This is a genomic window from Glaciimonas sp. CA11.2 (genome assembly GCF_034314045.1).
GTDB lineage: Bacteria > Pseudomonadota > Gammaproteobacteria > Burkholderiales > Burkholderiaceae_D > Glaciimonas.
This window is the reverse complement of record NZ_JAVIWL010000001.1, coordinates 3,223,761-3,239,884: the sequence shown is the minus strand read 5'-3', so window position 1 is coordinate 3,239,884 and position 16,124 is coordinate 3,223,761. Positions and strand designations below refer to the sequence as shown.

General features: G+C 51.5%; 13 protein-coding genes. 5 read left to right on the top strand and 8 right to left on the bottom strand.

Features of this window, described 5'->3' with window-relative positions; translation table 11 throughout:
* The first annotated feature begins 321 nt into the window (after positions 1-321).
* Positions 322-651, top strand: coding sequence for a hypothetical protein (locus RGU75_RS14090; RefSeq protein WP_322236932.1), 330 nt, complete (start codon positions 322-324; stop codon positions 649-651).
* Positions 652-780: 129 nt separating this feature from the next.
* On the opposite strand, the gene RGU75_RS14085 is transcribed toward RGU75_RS14090, so the two are convergent.
* Both RGU75_RS14085 and RGU75_RS14080 read right to left on the bottom strand, forming a co-directional pair.
* Positions 781-2,757, bottom strand: coding sequence for a putative bifunctional diguanylate cyclase/phosphodiesterase (locus tag RGU75_RS14085; protein ID WP_322236930.1), 1,977 nt, complete (start codon positions 2,755-2,757; stop codon positions 781-783).
* 17 nt (positions 2,758-2,774) lie between these two features.
* Complete coding sequence (locus RGU75_RS14080) at positions 2,775-4,451, bottom strand: APC family permease (protein ID WP_322236928.1); 1,677 nt, start codon at positions 4,449-4,451, stop codon at positions 2,775-2,777.
* Between the two features lie 196 nt (positions 4,452-4,647).
* On the opposite strand from RGU75_RS14080, the gene RGU75_RS14075 reads away from it, so the two are divergent.
* Entirely contained in the window at positions 4,648-4,977 is a 330-nt protein-coding gene (locus RGU75_RS14075) for a hypothetical protein (RefSeq protein WP_322236926.1), read from the top strand.
* On the opposite strand, the gene RGU75_RS14070 is transcribed toward RGU75_RS14075, so the two are convergent.
* The 4 genes from RGU75_RS14070 to RGU75_RS14055 form a co-directional block, all read right to left on the bottom strand.
* Positions 4,963-5,757 (bottom strand): ankyrin repeat domain-containing protein, encoded by a 795-nt coding sequence (locus tag RGU75_RS14070; RefSeq protein ID WP_322236924.1) that lies wholly within the window; start codon positions 5,755-5,757, stop codon positions 4,963-4,965. The two genes, RGU75_RS14075 and RGU75_RS14070, sit on opposite strands and share 15 nt — an antisense overlap.
* A gap of 263 nt (positions 5,758-6,020) precedes the next feature.
* Positions 6,021-7,685, bottom strand: a complete 1,665-nt coding sequence (treF, locus tag RGU75_RS14065; protein WP_322236921.1) for an alpha,alpha-trehalase TreF — start codon at positions 7,683-7,685, stop codon at positions 6,021-6,023.
* Positions 7,686-8,114: 429 nt separating this feature from the next.
* The gene (locus RGU75_RS14060; RefSeq protein WP_322236919.1) at positions 8,115-9,083 is read right to left on the bottom strand and encodes a TauD/TfdA family dioxygenase; all 969 of its coding nucleotides are present in this window, start codon (positions 9,081-9,083) and stop codon (positions 8,115-8,117) included.
* Between the two features lie 322 nt (positions 9,084-9,405).
* Positions 9,406-9,726, bottom strand: coding sequence for a hypothetical protein (locus RGU75_RS14055; RefSeq protein ID WP_322236918.1), 321 nt, complete (start codon positions 9,724-9,726; stop codon positions 9,406-9,408).
* A gap of 671 nt (positions 9,727-10,397) precedes the next feature.
* On the opposite strand from RGU75_RS14055, the gene RGU75_RS14050 reads away from it, so the two are divergent.
* Entirely contained in the window at positions 10,398-11,582 is a 1,185-nt protein-coding gene (locus RGU75_RS14050) for a DUF2235 domain-containing protein (RefSeq protein WP_322236916.1), read from the top strand.
* 266 nt (positions 11,583-11,848) lie between these two features.
* On the opposite strand, the gene RGU75_RS14045 is transcribed toward RGU75_RS14050, so the two are convergent.
* Positions 11,849-12,346, bottom strand: coding sequence for a nucleoside deaminase (locus RGU75_RS14045; RefSeq protein WP_322236913.1), 498 nt, complete (start codon positions 12,344-12,346; stop codon positions 11,849-11,851).
* 156 nt (positions 12,347-12,502) lie between these two features.
* Here RGU75_RS14045 and istA point away from each other — a divergent pair, with 156 nt between their 5' ends.
* Both istA and istB read left to right on the top strand, forming a co-directional pair.
* Entirely contained in the window at positions 12,503-14,026 is a 1,524-nt protein-coding gene (gene istA, locus RGU75_RS14040) for an IS21 family transposase (protein ID WP_322240175.1), read from the top strand.
* 11 nt (positions 14,027-14,037) lie between these two features.
* The gene (gene istB / locus RGU75_RS14035) at positions 14,038-14,808 is read left to right on the top strand and encodes an IS21-like element helper ATPase IstB (RefSeq protein ID WP_322232626.1); all 771 of its coding nucleotides are present in this window, start codon (positions 14,038-14,040) and stop codon (positions 14,806-14,808) included.
* A gap of 364 nt (positions 14,809-15,172) precedes the next feature.
* On the opposite strand, the gene RGU75_RS14030 is transcribed toward istB, so the two are convergent.
* Positions 15,173-15,802: a carboxymuconolactone decarboxylase family protein gene (locus RGU75_RS14030; RefSeq protein WP_322236911.1), complete on the bottom strand. Its 630-nt coding sequence runs from the start codon at positions 15,800-15,802 to the stop codon at positions 15,173-15,175.
* Positions 15,803-16,124 lie beyond the last annotated feature (322 nt).

Here is a 16,124-nt window from a genome sequence, read left to right as displayed (position 1 = left end):
AGGGACCGGGTTGGTAGCCCGATTCAACAAAGGCGTACAAACGGCGTAAAGCCGTTTTTCTGTGTGCGTTTGCCATTGTGCGCCCTCACGGGGCGGCAGTGGTAGAGAGGCTTCGGCCTGCCGCTTGCCTTTGTTGACGGTCTACCAACTCTGCCATTTGCCGCCCACCCGCTTGGTAGCGAGTAGCGGTATAACCAACAAAGGAACCGTCGATATGCTTAGCAGAACCTCGTTTACACATTCCCGTTCGCAAACGATCCCACACCCTTCCCCTTCACCAATCCCAACAGCACCCTCATCATTCACCTCCAAGGTGCAATCATGAGCAAGCCTGAATTCAACCCATCCTCCTCCAAACCACCAATCGAATCATTCCACAAGTCATTCTCATGGCTAACCCCAACATTAAAAGGCGACCGAGAAGCCGAATTTTACGCCCTGACGTTAGACATCTGCCAAGACATAAAAACCTGCATCAACCTAGCCCACTTAAGCAACACAGATCGCGACGACAACACAATGCCGACCCTCGACATCTTGGACACGGAAACCTTACTGCGCCTTGCATTGTCCTCATCTCATCTGCTATCAGAACTGGCAGCACGTCGTATCGACGCACTAAATGATCACGCCCTGACAAAGCCCGAATAACATCACCGTATCCGAATACGGACGTAAAAGATAACTGATATCCATCAGCGAGCTGGCGAATGCCCAGCTCGGCTAACGCCCCCTTTTCCATCACGCCACCAAGCGGCCGAAGACGACGCCGCTTGAAACCTAACCATCCGTCCCTAAATGTGGAATCAGATGCAGATAAGGACCCAGATCGTGAGTTTTACCGAGGTGTAGTTTTCTACCGCGTTGCAGTAACGCTGTCATTTCTGCCACAGGCAATGGGCGACTGAAATAAAACCCTTGTATCGCATCGCACTCATTTTCATACAAAAAATTAAGTTGCTCGACCGTCTCCACGCCTTCCGCGACGGTTTTAAGACCAAGCGCCTTTGCCAGTGCGATGATCGCCAGTGTAATGGATGCCGCCTCCGGTTTGATAGCAAGACCAGCAACGAACGTCTGATCGATTTTGATAATATCTATAGGGAATCGACTCAGATAACTCAAGCTTGAAAAGCCGGTTCCAAAATCGTCAATCGATAGCTGAACCCCAAGGACTTTTAGATCATCCAGAATTTGAATCGTCGCTTCGGAGTCGTTCATCAACATACTTTCGGTCAACTCCAACTCAAGATAGTTTGCCTTCAAGTCGGCTGCCTCGATCGCGTCCTGCACCAAATGCAGGAAGTTTTTTTGCTTAAGCTGACGACCCGACACATTCACTGCCACGGTCAGCGGATAACCCGCTTGATGCCAGATGCTGGCTTGCGCGCAAGCCGTTTTCAGTACCCATTCGCCGATCTGAACGATAAGGCCGGTTTCTTCCGCGATCTGAATGAAACGTCCGGGCGCTACGAACCCAAGTTTTGGATTTCGCCAGCGGATCAACGCTTCGATACTTTTTACATGTCCGTTTTCCAAATCGATCTGGGGTTGGTAATGCAGCTCGAATTCATTGTTTTCTAACGCGTGATGTAGAGCATCTTCAAGATGCCCCCTTTCCACTGCCTTAGCACCCATTTCCACCGTATAACACTGGAAGCAATTGCGACCTTGATCTTTAGCCCGATACATTGCCAGGTCTGCGTGCTTGAGTAAAGTGTCAGCGCTATCGGCATCTTCGGGATAGACGCTGACGCCGATGCTGGCGCTCATATGTAGTTCACGTCCATCCGCTGACACTGGCTCCGCAAACGCGGTCAGTATTTTCAAAGCGACACTGGCGGCGTCTTCTGACTCTCTGATGTGATCTAAAAGGATGACGAACTCGTCACCTGCAAAACGGGCGAGTGTGTCTTCGTCGCGCAGGACTGATTTAATCCTGAAGGCAAACTCCTTAAGCACGCTGTCACCGAATGCGTGGCCAAAGCTGTCATTGAAGTATTTAAAACGATCGATATCGAGAAACAGTAATCCAACTCTGGACCGTGCACGACGTGCATGACGTAATGATTGTTCGAGACGGTTGACGAAGAGATTCCGGTTGGGCAGCCCGGTCAGTGGATCAAAATTAGCGAGGGATTCGATTCGTGCAGTGCGTAACCTGCGCTCGGAAATATCAGTTGCCACACCATTAAGCCTGAGTGGATTGCCATGCGCATCGCGAGCCGTTCTGGCGCGATCTTCAAGCCAGCGCACCTCGCCATCCGGCCGCACGATGCGATATTCCAGCGTTTGTGGGTCCCCGATTAATACTTGCGCCAGCCACTGCCTGAACCTGGTGCGGTCATCGGGGTGCACGATTTTGGTCCACAAAGTAGGGTCCGCGGTAAACTCTGCCACCGACCGTCCGTAAATGACGTGCGACGCCGGGTTTATATACAGCAGCGCATATTCAGCGGAAATAGACCACACCACCATCGGGATGGAATCCAGGATGCCCGACAGTTTTTCTTCAACTTGCTCATGCTCGTGGATGCGTTGCTGGAGTTTGAAGTGCGCAGTGGTGACTTCGTGCTGCGCATGACGCAACCCTTCGCGGGCACCGTCGAGCCCAGTGGCTACGTTGGCAACTTCATACTGTAGCAAATTGAAACTTGCGGCCATCTCGCCGACTTCGTCGCGTGAACGTGCCCGCACGGGGGTAAATGAAACACTAGCATGGGCCGCGTTAATATCACCGCGTCCAAGCGCCTGCATGGCACGCGAAAGCTCTGTCAGCGTGCCGCTGGCAAGCTGTTTTGCGGCTTCGGAATCTCGACTGCTGAATGGGCGATCATGCCAGGCAACACTAACCCAACGGCAATGGTGAGCATGGCGACGGCGACGAAAATATCCGCCAGTGCCGTCATCAAGACGCCCTCGGGGCGTGGAATGTTGGCGACTGCCAGAAGATAACCGGTGCCGTCCAACACCATAACCAGTATCATCGCGCCGGTTAGCTTAAGGTGCAGCGTGCGTGCAATGCCCGGCAAACCGGAATCGCGCCGGTCCGCAATCCTGCGCCACATGTACAGCAACGAGCCAGAATAGGCAAAGGCCAAACCGATTAGTACGGTCGGCAATCCGAACTGCTCGAATCCTAATAACGCGGACACCGCCCACATGACGGCGGCAGCCAGTCCGAGCATGATGGTGCCACGAGGAGCGCGGTAAGGCCGCGCCATCGCGGGCGCATCACGCCGCAGCAGCCAGACCGCAACACTGGGCAATGCAATACTGATCAAGTAAGTAAAATTGGCAGCGGCAATTAGCCAGATCGGGTCGCCGATTAACAGGAACAAGATCGCCATCCCAGCCGTCAGCAACGTCGCCACCCAAGGTGTGTCGGTGCGCGAACGCAATGCGAGAGCGCGTGGCAACAAGCCGTCTTCCGATAATTGGGACAACGTGCGCGAGGCACCGGCGAGCGGCTGCAAGGTGCCGGAAAACATGCTTAACATCATGAACCAGACCGCGATTGCCTTGCCAGCATTGCCAAACAACGGGGCAAAGGTGGGGCCCAACTCCAGCGCCAAATCTTTGCCCATTGCATCCGCTCCAAGCGTGCCGAGCCACACGATTGGGAGCATTATGAAGAACAGACCGGCTATCGCAGCGCTGGCGAGCATGGCGCGCGGCAACGTTTTCTTAGGATCAACCATTTCGCCGACATGACAGGCCGCCGCCTCAAACGCGGGCGCGGCGAATCCAATGAGATACAACCCGGCCATGAGGCTGGTCAATTCGCCGAACCAGCCGGGAAAAGGCGTGGTCAGATGGAAGGTGGTGGCCTGTTGCCAATCGACTTCTCCAGCCAGCATCGGCGCTAATCCAGAAACGAACGCCAGTAACGCCGACAGGCTGGCAATCGGAATCGCCAGCCGACTTACCCATTTGATACCGCACAGACTGATACCGGTAAAAAAGACCACCAGCGACACTGCCATCACATTGACTGGCACGCCCGGCAAATACCATTCGTGTATTGCCGATGCCGATAGTATGGCGGTCAACCCGCAGGTGGGAACCCATCCCCACCAGTAGCAGACGCCAGTCAGATTGGCGAGTACCGGACTATATGGCCGAAAAGCCTCGACGCAACTTGCGGAAATGCCGCCCACACGGTTTGGAAACATCAATACCAGTTCAACCCAGCCAGGCGCTGCGGCCCAGGCAAGCAACAGGCCAGCGATCAGCAGGGGAATTGTCGCGCTACCTTGTCCCGATATGGTTTCCTGTCCGATAAAGAGCGCCGACAGCAGGAACAGGATTTGATTGCTGCCGCCTATTGCCAGTGCAGTGGCGCCAAACCAGCCGATTGTGCGAGGGTGGGTTTGAAGTGGCCCGTGCGTTTGGGGAATCGAATATCCGGGATTCTGCATACCCGTTTTTTTAACAAGGTGTTTGCGCATCTATCCTCCGATTTTGTTATTGCTTTTAGCAATACGCATACACACAACTGGCAGAAACAAGCGTCGCACCAGTGACTAAAAACATAACATCTGTTCCACGCTAAGATTCAGCGATCCGTTCGACAATATACGTGGATGTAGCGTTGTTGTGCAATTAAGGTACGGTATAACGGGCCGATTTCCGTTATTGATACGTTTGACCACGCTTGATGGCGTTTGGTGGCGTTTGACTATGTCAGCGGCTAACTTTGTGATCGGAGATCAAGTTAAGAACAAGCGACAGATGCGCTACATTCCAACTGCCGCAAAGGCTGGGCTGCGCATCCGCATTGCAGATATGAATGACCAGCTTGCGGTTTTTTTTGAGAGAGCGCCATACATATTAGATTGTGCAAAGGCGACAAAAATTCGGGAGAAATTCAATATCAATAATCGTAAAAATACCGTTTTTTATTTTTCATCATTGCAAATAAGCGGATCAGTTCTTCACATTTTCCTTGACCATACTATTTTATACTTTTGCTAAACTTTTCAACAGTTCGGGATCTGCACCGCCATCTGTTGCTCGCTGAATAAATAATATGTTCCCACAAGCAAAAGCGATGTGGAGAGGCGTTTTTCCTTGTAAGTCTCTCGTATCCAAAGTAGGCAGAGTAGAAAACATCATGCGTAACGTAACGTCATCATTGATACTTGCAGCATAGTGCAGCGCAGTCTTTCCACCGGAATCCGGGATATTCAGATCAGCATCATCGGAGTGGACCAAGCGATCAAGAATGGCGTAGCGCGCACGCAACCAGTGCGGACCAAATTCCAGTCGGCGAGAAGCATCTTCCATTAATTCTTCAGAAATCTTTAACAGGTTCAACATCAATGGTGTTTCACCACGACGAGTTGTCGCAGATACTTCTGCGCCGGCTTTGATCAGCATCTCAACCCGCTCCGCGTCGCCGATGAGAACAGCATTGTGTAGGAGTGAATTGCCTGCCCCGATTTTTTCGCTCACGTTCGCACCCGCGTTGATGAGTGCTTCGGTACAATAACCGCCGCGTGCCGCATCCAGATGAATTAACGATAATCCAAATGGCTCTTTGAGATGCACGTTTGCACCGTTGGCGATCAGGAAATCGACGAACGCTGTTTCGCCATTACCAACCGCTATCGCAAGCGCGGCGCCGTTGAAACAATTCACATTTACGCCTAGATCAAGCAACGTCTGCGCTTTGGCAAAATCGGTTTCTTCGGTCGCTAATATAAAATCATGATTCAGCGTTTCCTGCGTGCTTTTTACGATCGCGTTAATCACAGAATGCTCCTATCATTGAAATACTTTGCAGGATTATATTGTTATTTGACGTTAAGCGCATAGAACGTATTACGACCAACCCTGGGCCTTTCTCACGCGTGGACCTCAAGCTTGATTTGCCACTTGTTAATAAGTATTTCCACTCAACGCTATAAAATTTCTCTTGAGAAATGCCACATCCGGTGTTTTATCAAACGTCTCCAGCGCATGTTTTGATATTGCAAGAAACTACACAAGCTAATATAAATCGAAAAAACACCCCTTCAAGGCTGCTTCAGCTCTGGATACAACGTCATCAGCTGCATCGCAACGCCGTTGGTCCAGCCGAAGCCATCCTGCAAAGCATACTCACCGCCGCCAGCGTAGGCACTGGTGCCAATGACATTATATTTTTCCACCAGCTTGCCGCTAGCAGCGTAGCCTTGCTGCACTTTCCCCATCCAGCGCGTGGCGATATCGCGTGCCAGGGCATGCTGACCATAACGATTGAGGCCGTCGACCGCTATCCATTGCAGCGGCGCCCAGCCATTAGGCGCATCCCATTGCTGCCCGCTGTCGACCGTCGTGGTGACGATACCCGAGGGCCGCAACAACGACTTGCCAACCCACTGTGCCACCCGGACAGCCTGCGCGGGTTCGGCGATGCCGACGAATAGCGGGTATAACGTGGCAGCACTGGGACGGGCGGTTGATCGCCGCCTGATCCATTGATAATCAACATAATTTCCAGCGGTGTCGTCCCAAAAATACTTTTGCACCGCTGCACGGCGGCGGTCGGCGCGCTGCTTGAAATCCTTACTACACGCCACATCGTGCACGCGCTCGCAACCGAGGTGGATCGCATTTTCTAAGCCAAACATCAAACTGTTGAGATCAACCGGCAGAATGGCGGTGGTTTCAATAGTAGTCAGTGACTTTCCGTCAGCGAACCAGCGACTGCTGTAATCCCAGCCACTTTCCGCACCGGCACGCAGATCGCGATAAACCTCCGCTGCCGGGCGCTTGCTCTGCTGCGCCGCCTTGACGTCTTCTGCATACGACTCGTCGCGCGGCACGTCGCGGTCATCATAGTAACGGTTCAGCAAACCGCCATCAGGCAGCGCCACAACGCGTCGGTACGCAGTGCCGGGCTTGAGGCCACTTGCACCATCCATCCAGAAAGCATACTCCCTTCGCAATTGCGGCAAATAGCGCGCATAAGCGCTGGCCTCATCCTCAGTAGATAACAAACCCACCATCTTGTAATAGAAAGGCGGCTGCGAACGGCTTAGGTAATAACTACGGTTGCCGTTCGGGATGTGGCCGTAGCGATCAATCAGGCTGGCAAAATTATCGACCATGGCACTGATTAGCTGCGGCTTGCCATTTTGCAGAAGGCCCAACATGGTGAAATAAGAATCCCAATAGTAAACCTCGCGGAAGCGGCCACCTGGCACCACATACGGTTGCGGCAACGGTAGCAGTGAAGAACCGCGGCGCACTTGGGCAGGCTGCTGAGTCAGGTGCGGCCAAAGGCCAGCGATGTGTTGTTGTAACGATTGAGTTCGATCGCTGACATACACATCCGTGCTGTCTTGTGGCAAATCAAAGTGCTGTTGCACAAAGTCGGCCAGCTTGAATCCCAGGCGATTTTTTTCTCTCTGGTAAAGCGCCGCAATGATGGACGGTGGGTCTTTCGGTATCGCGTCAGCAAAGGTTTTGCCGTCGGTGAAAACATGTGCCATCTGCACCGTAGCAAAAAGCGCCGGATATAGCTCGGATGGTGGCGCGGAAGATAGCGCCGAAATTTCAGCGCTGGGAACTGGCCTGAACGCTAGCGTATCGGCTAGCGCGACGCCGCTGGAAGTACCAAATATAAGGCACGCTGCAGCGGCGATGATGCTTATGCGGACGCTGCGAGTGTGCGTCGAGGTGAGAAAAAAACGCATAGGTGTTCTCCGTTAGCGTTAGTACTTAGATGAAATCCGAGTGGTAAATTCCCGCCGCCTCGTAACCTACTCCGCCTGCTCGTGCATGGAACCCGTGAGGGGAGTGTTAATGAACCGTGATCTCCAACCCATCCGGGCGGGTTGTCTTTCCATCACATCATCACTAATACTTCTCTACAGACCGACTATTTGACGCTGATGACAGGCTCCATGGATATCCTTTCTCCATCATAGGTTCTAGTGATTCAGTGCAAGTAGACACGTTGTAATGTCAGCTTGCATCGTCCTCTCATTTGCTGGCTGAACTTGCAGCCAGTCGGATTGACAGACTCAATATCCGCGCCCACTTAAAGCCTGAATAACATCCCATAACGGTGACTGATCCCCAGCAAGAATATGCATTCTTGCTGGGGACGCCTTTCCTCTAACTCAAAGACGCGGCAAGACTATGTGCGTATCCTCGTATTGGTTTTTGACCGCGACGAGGTTGGCGGCAGTAGCTAGCTCGGGACCACTGCGTGCTGCCACTACGCGTGCTAAGCTACGTCGTCCATCGACACTGATGGGCACGTCACCTGCGATGGACAAACGCCGGACGATAGGATGCTGATCACCGTAATCGTTGATGGTGTAGTGCTGCGTTGCGCGGTTGTCCCATATCGCCACATCACCGACAGCCCAGCGCCAGCGCATAGTATTTTCGAGACGAGTCACATGGCTTTGAAGTATGGACAAGAGACGTTCCGAATCGCCCGCAGTGAAATCCAGCAGTTTTTTCACAAACTGACCCAACACCAATGTCCGCTCTCCGGTTTCGGGATGCACGCGCACGATGGGATGTTCGGTTTCATAGATGATTGAAGTAAATACATCCCGATAATGACGCAAGCTTTCATCCGTTGGATCAAGTCGGGTAGCGGCATGGCCATAATCATTGGTGTGTAATGCCCATAATGTATCTGCAAGCTTGCGCAAGCCCTCGGGTAAATCGGTATAGGCCGTAGCGGTGTTGGCCCATACGGTGTCGCCCCCTACCGCTGGGATCGCAACCACACGCAAGACAGAGGCTTGCGGATAGGCCACGTCAAAGGTCACGTCGCTATGCCATGCATTCGCGCCGCCATTATAGTTGGAATCCAGTTCCATCAAAAAGTCAGCGTCGTCGCGCAACGGGGCGGCTGTAGGCGGGGCCAGCTCGCCCCAGCGGCGTGCAAAGCCTTCTTGCGCTTGGTCATCTATATGATATTGGTTGCGAAAAAATAATACTTTGTGTTTAAACAGCGCTTGCCGAAGTGACTCAAATGTATCGCCATGAATGACGCCCGATAGGTTAATACCACGTACTTCGGCACCAATACGAGCGGTTACAGGAAGGAGATCTAGATTGACTATGCTCATGGTAAGTGGTCCTCGATTTGCAATACTATGTTAACTGGCTAATTACCAAATCTCACACGCTTATAATGGGTACCAACAACCGCTCAACGCCGAAAGCAGACAGATCTTTACGCTGGCGAATAATTCGCTGCGTATGGTCAGCAGCATCTGCAATCGACTAAGTTTTTAAACACTTCGGATTATTCCTTGGCATTCCTTTATTTAAGTGGAGGGACGACACTGTTTATAGGCGTCGCTGCGAATATTTGCCCCTGTTTAAAAAAATATTGACCACGTCTTGTCGAGTATCGAATAACGTTTTCAGGTCGTGAAGAGGTAACTTTCAGGGCTTGGGCTGAAAGCAGGTTGCTCTGCGAGAGTTGGGACGAGAAGAGATATGTTGATGGGCGTCGACATGCCAGAAGACGGGACGTGCTGCCGTCAAATCGCCACACTGCGAGCTACATGCGACATGCTGCGTAAAGGTCAGAAATTGTGCGCGGAAAAATATCATCGCCCAACGAAGCAACGCCGCGCACATCTCGGCGACTTGCAGTCCCGGCAACGATCCCCTTATATTGATGCCGTCAATCTTGGCACCGATATGCGCTGATAACGAGGTTACCCAAAGCGATTTGGCTTGCGGTAATACGTATGCGTTCACAGAACACCCCTAAATGATGGAACGTCGACTCTCGGCTCAAATATATCTTGCGAAAGATGTAACGCACTCCAAAAATTATCTGATGGGTAGATTTTTTTAACTTTCATAAGTCGTAAAACACTGGCTGCAATGACACCCTGTTTTCGACGATTTTATTATAAGCAACATCTCATCCAAAAACAACGAAATATTTCTCACATTCAATATTTAAAATTTTTCATTTTATTTTTTATAAAACGAATAACATACGCTCGTTTTATTTCGGAAATTTTGCCAGCCTCGCGGTCCACACCACTGGCCTTTAAGACTCACCCTTCTTATTTCTCCGGTTAAATTGGCCCTAAAGGCGATCAACCATAGATTTTTTATGTAACCCCAATGTTACGTAATGATACTTACCTGTAAACACGAATATCTATAGATTAACTTTTGCACCAACCTTCGAAATAGAAGGAGAAACACGCATGTTAAGAAATTTTCCTTTTAAAAAATGACGGCTTAGATCCGTTTGCAGAGACATTAGTTACGACCGTTTTTTAATTAAAATCATTAGTTTTTTCTTCTCCTCTTAATGGCACATTTAAAAGTTTTAGGTATGACGTTTCCGCTTCACTGATCGGCAGATTTGGCATGTCCGGCTCATGCAATAAACACAAAGGAAAGTAAACAATATGGCTAAGAATATTATTTTATGCACAGATGGCACATGGAATGGTCCCGGCAAAGATGTTGATGGCGATCCTGTTCCCACGCTGCCTAGCAATGTTCTCAAGCTGTACCACTGGCTTTCTGGTCGAGATTCAATCGCGTCAACAAGTTATGCCGGTGAAGCCGAGCGCTCACTGTTCGATTCCGACGGTAACCTGCTCCAAATCTCGAAATACCTTGATGGTGTCGGGGATGATGCGAATGCGCTGGTGAAGTTATTAGGTGGTGTGTTTGGGGCCGGGCTGGTCACTCGAATCGTACGTGGTTATACGTTCATCTCTCGCAACTATGTTCCTGGTGACCGAATTTTTCTGGTGGGGTTCAGTCGCGGCGCGTACACCGCACGTGCTTTGGCAGGACTGATTCTCAGCCAGGGATTGCTCGATGCACGTAAAATTAATCTCGATGATAAAGAGCAGGCGTATAAGCTCGGTTGTGCCTTGTGGAACCAAAAACAAAAGGATGACGATCGCATTAATAAAGTCGAATTTATTCATCGGCTTGAAAAGACAATATACGATTTACCTGGTTTTTTTTCATCACCGCCTCAAGCAAGCATGCTAATTGAGGATGTTGAGATTCAAGCCATTGGCGTATGGGACACGGTAGGGGCATTAGGTATTCCACAATACGAGAACGAAGATCAGCGGTTAGATGTTTTTCGCTTTGCGGACCTCGCTCTGAATGAGCGCGTTGAATATGGGTTCCATGCAATATCACTGGACGAACAACGGACCGACTTTACTCCGACGTTATGGGATGTGCGAACAAATCTTACCCAATGGTTGTCGCCAGGGGCGCATGCCGATGTAGGCGGTAGCTATCCGACTGGTATTGAAAGTGGATTGTCTGATCGCGCCTTATTCGCAATGCAAAAGTATCTTGCCGAGCTTCCCGGAGGGAATGCTGCGCTGTTCGGGGCGCCTCCACACGATGCCAACCCTGACGTTTTGGGAGATGCGCACCAACCCTGGATCAGCTCTCCCTATAAGGAAATGCCTGCTGAGCGTAGGCAGTCAAGATTATTCAATACCGAGCAAGGACTTTTAAAAGATACTTATATTGATCAGAGAAAGGCGGGAAGAGCAGTAAAAGCAGATCCTTCAAAATCACCCGAAAAATATACGCCAGAAAATATTCCAATGTGATGACAGCACTATCGCGGCTTTTCATTTATTTCAACTTAAGTGTAGAAACTGCGAGTGCGTCGATGACAACCAAGCTAAGTCAATTGGCTTAGCTTGGTTTTAATGGGACAAACTTCCTAAAACGATCTGGCTGCAACGAATACGATAGTTGGGGCGATACTGATGACGTTTTGGTGTTTGCTCTCTCTCTTCAATTCAATATATTTCAGCGCGGTTGAGACACCGAAGGTGTCATGAATCAGGGCATCATTTGATGAGCGTAGAATTTAATCTTCCCCAATGTCCTCATCCCAAAGCGCTGGTTGGGCTTGGATAAAATCCCGCATGAGGGTGACGCATTCGTCGTTATCTACTATTTCCAAGGTCACGCCACGCGACCGCATGTAGGCTTCCGGTCCCTGGAAAGTCTGGTTCTCTCCAATGACAATTTTTGGAATTTTGTATAGCAGCGCCGCGCCGCTGCACATGTCGCAACAAGATAGCGTGGAATACATGACCGCCCGTTGATAATCGCTGGCTTTAAGTCGACCCGCGTTTTCGAGGCAATCCATTTCAGCATGCAAAATAGCGCTGCCGTTTTGCACGCGCCGATTGTGCCCTCTTCCCACGATTTTATCGTCAATCACCAGCACCGAACCAATAGGAATACCACCTTCAGCGAGTCCTTTTTTCGCTTCTTCGATGGCTGTGGGTATTCTGGCCGATCGTGACCACCGATTCTGGTCTATCGTGACCGACCATTCTGGCGCATCGTGACCGCTCATTCCGGTCTATCGTGACCGATTTCAAGCCCGACCAGAATCGGCGGTCACGATAGCAGAATCATCGGTCACGATACCGGAATGGTGTCGTACAGCACCGTGATGATGTTACGCATAGAGCAACCGAACGGGTACGCTTCCAGTTTGTCTGGAGACAACGTGCCCGTACAAAGGATCACTATGCGTAAGATAAAAGACGTATTACGTTTAAAACTGGATGCCAAACTATCGCACCAGCAGATTGCCGCAGCACTGGGGATTTCAAAAGGAGTCGTCACCAAGTATGTCGGCCTGGCCGCCGTTGCCGGTTTGGACTGGTCGGCGGTGCAAGATGTAGACGACACCGAGTTGGCGCACCGGCTTTTGGTCACGCCAGAACGGACCCGAGACCATGTCCAGCCAGATTACGCCAGGCTGCATCACGAACTGCGGCGCAAGGGGATGACGCTGATGTTGCTATGGGAAGAGTATCGTGCCGATTATGCCCAGCACCAGACCTATGCCTACTCACAGTTCTGCGTGAATTACCGGCAGTTTGCCAAACAGCTCAAACGCTCTATGCGCCAGATTCACCGGGCTGGCGAGAAACTGTTCATTGATTATGCTGGTCCGACTATCGGTCTCACTGATGGTAGCCGTGCCCACATCTTCGTCGCTGCTCTGGGCGCATCGAGCTACACCTATGCCTGTGCTACGCCGCGTGAGACGATGGCCGACTGGCTCACTTCGACAGCGCGTGCGCTGCGCTTCTTCGGCGGGGTACCGCAGTTGATTGTTCCCGATAATCCGAAGGCTATGATCGCCGACGCCAATCGCTACGAACCACGCAGTAACGACACCGTACGCGATTTTGCGCGCCACTACGGCACCTCCATCTTGCCAGCCCGTCCGCGTCATCCTCAGGATAAAGCGAAGGCCGAATCAGCAGTGCAGATCGTCGAGCGCTGGATCATGGCGCGTCTGCGACATCAGCAATTTAGCAGCGTCCACGAGGTCGATGTCGCCATCGCACCGCTGCTGAGCGTACTTAACGATAAGCCGTTTCAGAAGCTACCCGGTAGTCGCGCCAGTGCGTTTGCCCAACTCGATGTCCCGGCGCTACGGCCTTTGCCATTGCAATGTTATGAGATGGCGCATTTCAAGACTGTCAGGGTGCATAACGATTACCACGTTGAGATCGGCCGCCATCACTACAGTGTGCCGCAAGCCCTGGTCGGTCAGGTGCTGGAAGCCCGGATGACAGCGACGACAGTGGAAATCCTGCATCGCGGTCAACGTGTCGCCAGTCATCCGCGCAACAGTGGCGAAGGCGGGTTCACCACCGACACCCTGCATATGCCGGTGGCGCATCGTGCGCAATTGGAATGGACGCCACAGCGACTGATTCACTGGGGACAGACCATCGGTACGGCGACAGCGGAGGCGGTGACGCGTCTGATGGCCGAGAACAGACATCCCGAGCACGGCTACCGTGCCTGTCTTGGTCTGCTGTCATTGGCCAAGCGCTACGGCAAGCCACGTCTTGAAGCAGGATGCATGCTGGCCTTACAGCTCGGTGCCTGCCAATACCGCCACGTCCGTGACATTCTCAAAAATAACCGTGATCGCACACCGTGTGCCCCAGTTGGCGATTGGGTCAGTCCTGACCATGCCCATGTGCGTGGCCCTGATTACTATCAATGAGGATGTCAACGATGATGATGCATACCACTCTGGCCCAATTGCGGACCTTAAAACTCGATGGCTTAGCGACCGGACTGGAGGAACAATTGACGCAGGCCAGTATGGCGGCGATGAGTTTCGAGGAACGTCTGGCACTCTTGGTTGATCGCGAAGTCCATTGCCGCAATGACCGCAAGCTCCTGCGCCTGCTTAAGAACGCCCACCTGAAATACGCACAAGCGGCGATTGAAGACATTGATGCCCGCTCGGGGCGTGGCATCGACCGCCGTGAAGTGATGAGTCTGGCGCTGGGAGATTGGGTCAGTGCTGGCCACAGCATTCTCATTACCGGACCGACCGGTGCTGGCAAATCGTGGCTGGCCTGCGCACTGGCACAGTACGCCTGTCGGCGCGGATACTCTGCTGTTTATCAACGCGTACCCCGTCTACAGGAAGAACTACGCATCCGGCACGGCAGCGGCAGCTTTGGGAAATGGCTGCTCCAACTCGCCAAGATCGATGTCTTGGTACTTGATGACTGGGGCATGGGCGCGATCGACAGCACGACCCGTTCCGACTTGCTGGAGATGATTGACGACCGGGCGGCAAACAGAGCGACGATTATTACCAGTCAACTTCCTGTTGACCATTGGCATGCCTGGATTGGCGACGCCACTATTGCCGACGCCATCCTGGACCGCATTCTGCAGCGCAATCATCGGCTGACACTGACCGGCGATTCACTGCGTGGCGCAGAACGACCTAAAACCAGCAAAAAGGAGAAAACTATCGACCCATCGTGACCGCAGACATTACAATTTAACCGCGTAACAACATCGCAGGCGCAGCGGTCACGATCGGCCAGAATGAGCGGTCACGTTGACCAGAATACGCAGCTGCTTGCATGAATTTTTCTGTCAACTGAACCTCCTGATTGATGCGCTAATGGCGTAGCGAAATGGAACTGCCGCCGAGGAACGTGAAAACCAAGTTAACGCCATGTAGTAAGCGACCTGACGCTAAATACTCTGCGGCACCGTTAGATACCTTGTTACACCAGCTTAACACTGGCTTGACTGCGGCTTGACACAGAGTGTAATGCATTGCAATCACCGGTTCATTTACAAAACGATGGCAGTGAATCGAGGATGACGTCAAGCACAGAAATTACTCTGGAAAGCGGCTCAGTCTTTTTCCATTTGCGGGCATTTGATATTGCGCCACATTGAGTTGCATCGCCAATAAAGTGTAATAGGCATTGATACCGGTAAGGTCGACTATCCCTTTGCTGCCAAATCGTTTTTCGGCCCGATTGTAGGTGGTATCTGATACACGTTTGTTTTTGTGCAGCTCGGTCGAAAAATTGTAGACGATTTCCTCGTCGTCGGTCATGCCGGTTGGACGGCGCCCATCAGCGATGGCATCAGCGACTTCTGGTTTGATACCGGCTTTTAACGCAATCGGATGATGTACATACCATTCATAATCCTGGCCCCACTCCCGTGCAGTGATCAAAATGACGAATTCGCTCAGTGTGTTGCCAAGGGCCGAGTTATACCGCAAATAATCCCCCATCGCCCGCGCCTGACTCATGACTTGCGGGCTATACATCAACGGCTCAAAGGGGCCAAAAACCGGGACCTTGCGGGAAGCAAGAAATGCGTCCGCGGCTTGCTTTTGCTCGTCGGTGTATTTCTCCGGTGAAATTGTCGGAAGTCGGCTAGCCGCTTGTGCGGTCATGTTGCATGAGATTGCCATCGTAATCGCGATCATGGTTGACTTGGTGATTGCCTTCATTTTGTCCCTTGTTGGTTATTTGGTTTTTGTAGCGAGATAGTACGTTCTTTTTGGTTTTGTTGGAGCGACTAAACCAAGCCGTCTGTTGCGGCCTTCCGAAAGGCAACAAACCCTTCGAACCGACCGTATACCAAATTCAACGCAACACAATAATAATTCCGTCTGCAAACAAAATGTCAGAAAATATAGTAATTGATAGTATTGCTGACACCCTTTTGTTGGCACGATAAGCTTTCATAACAGAGTTGCCGCGTCGAATAGATACAGCAGCACGGAATCAGGTGGATCTTCACGAATACCAATAATTCAATCTTTAATCATT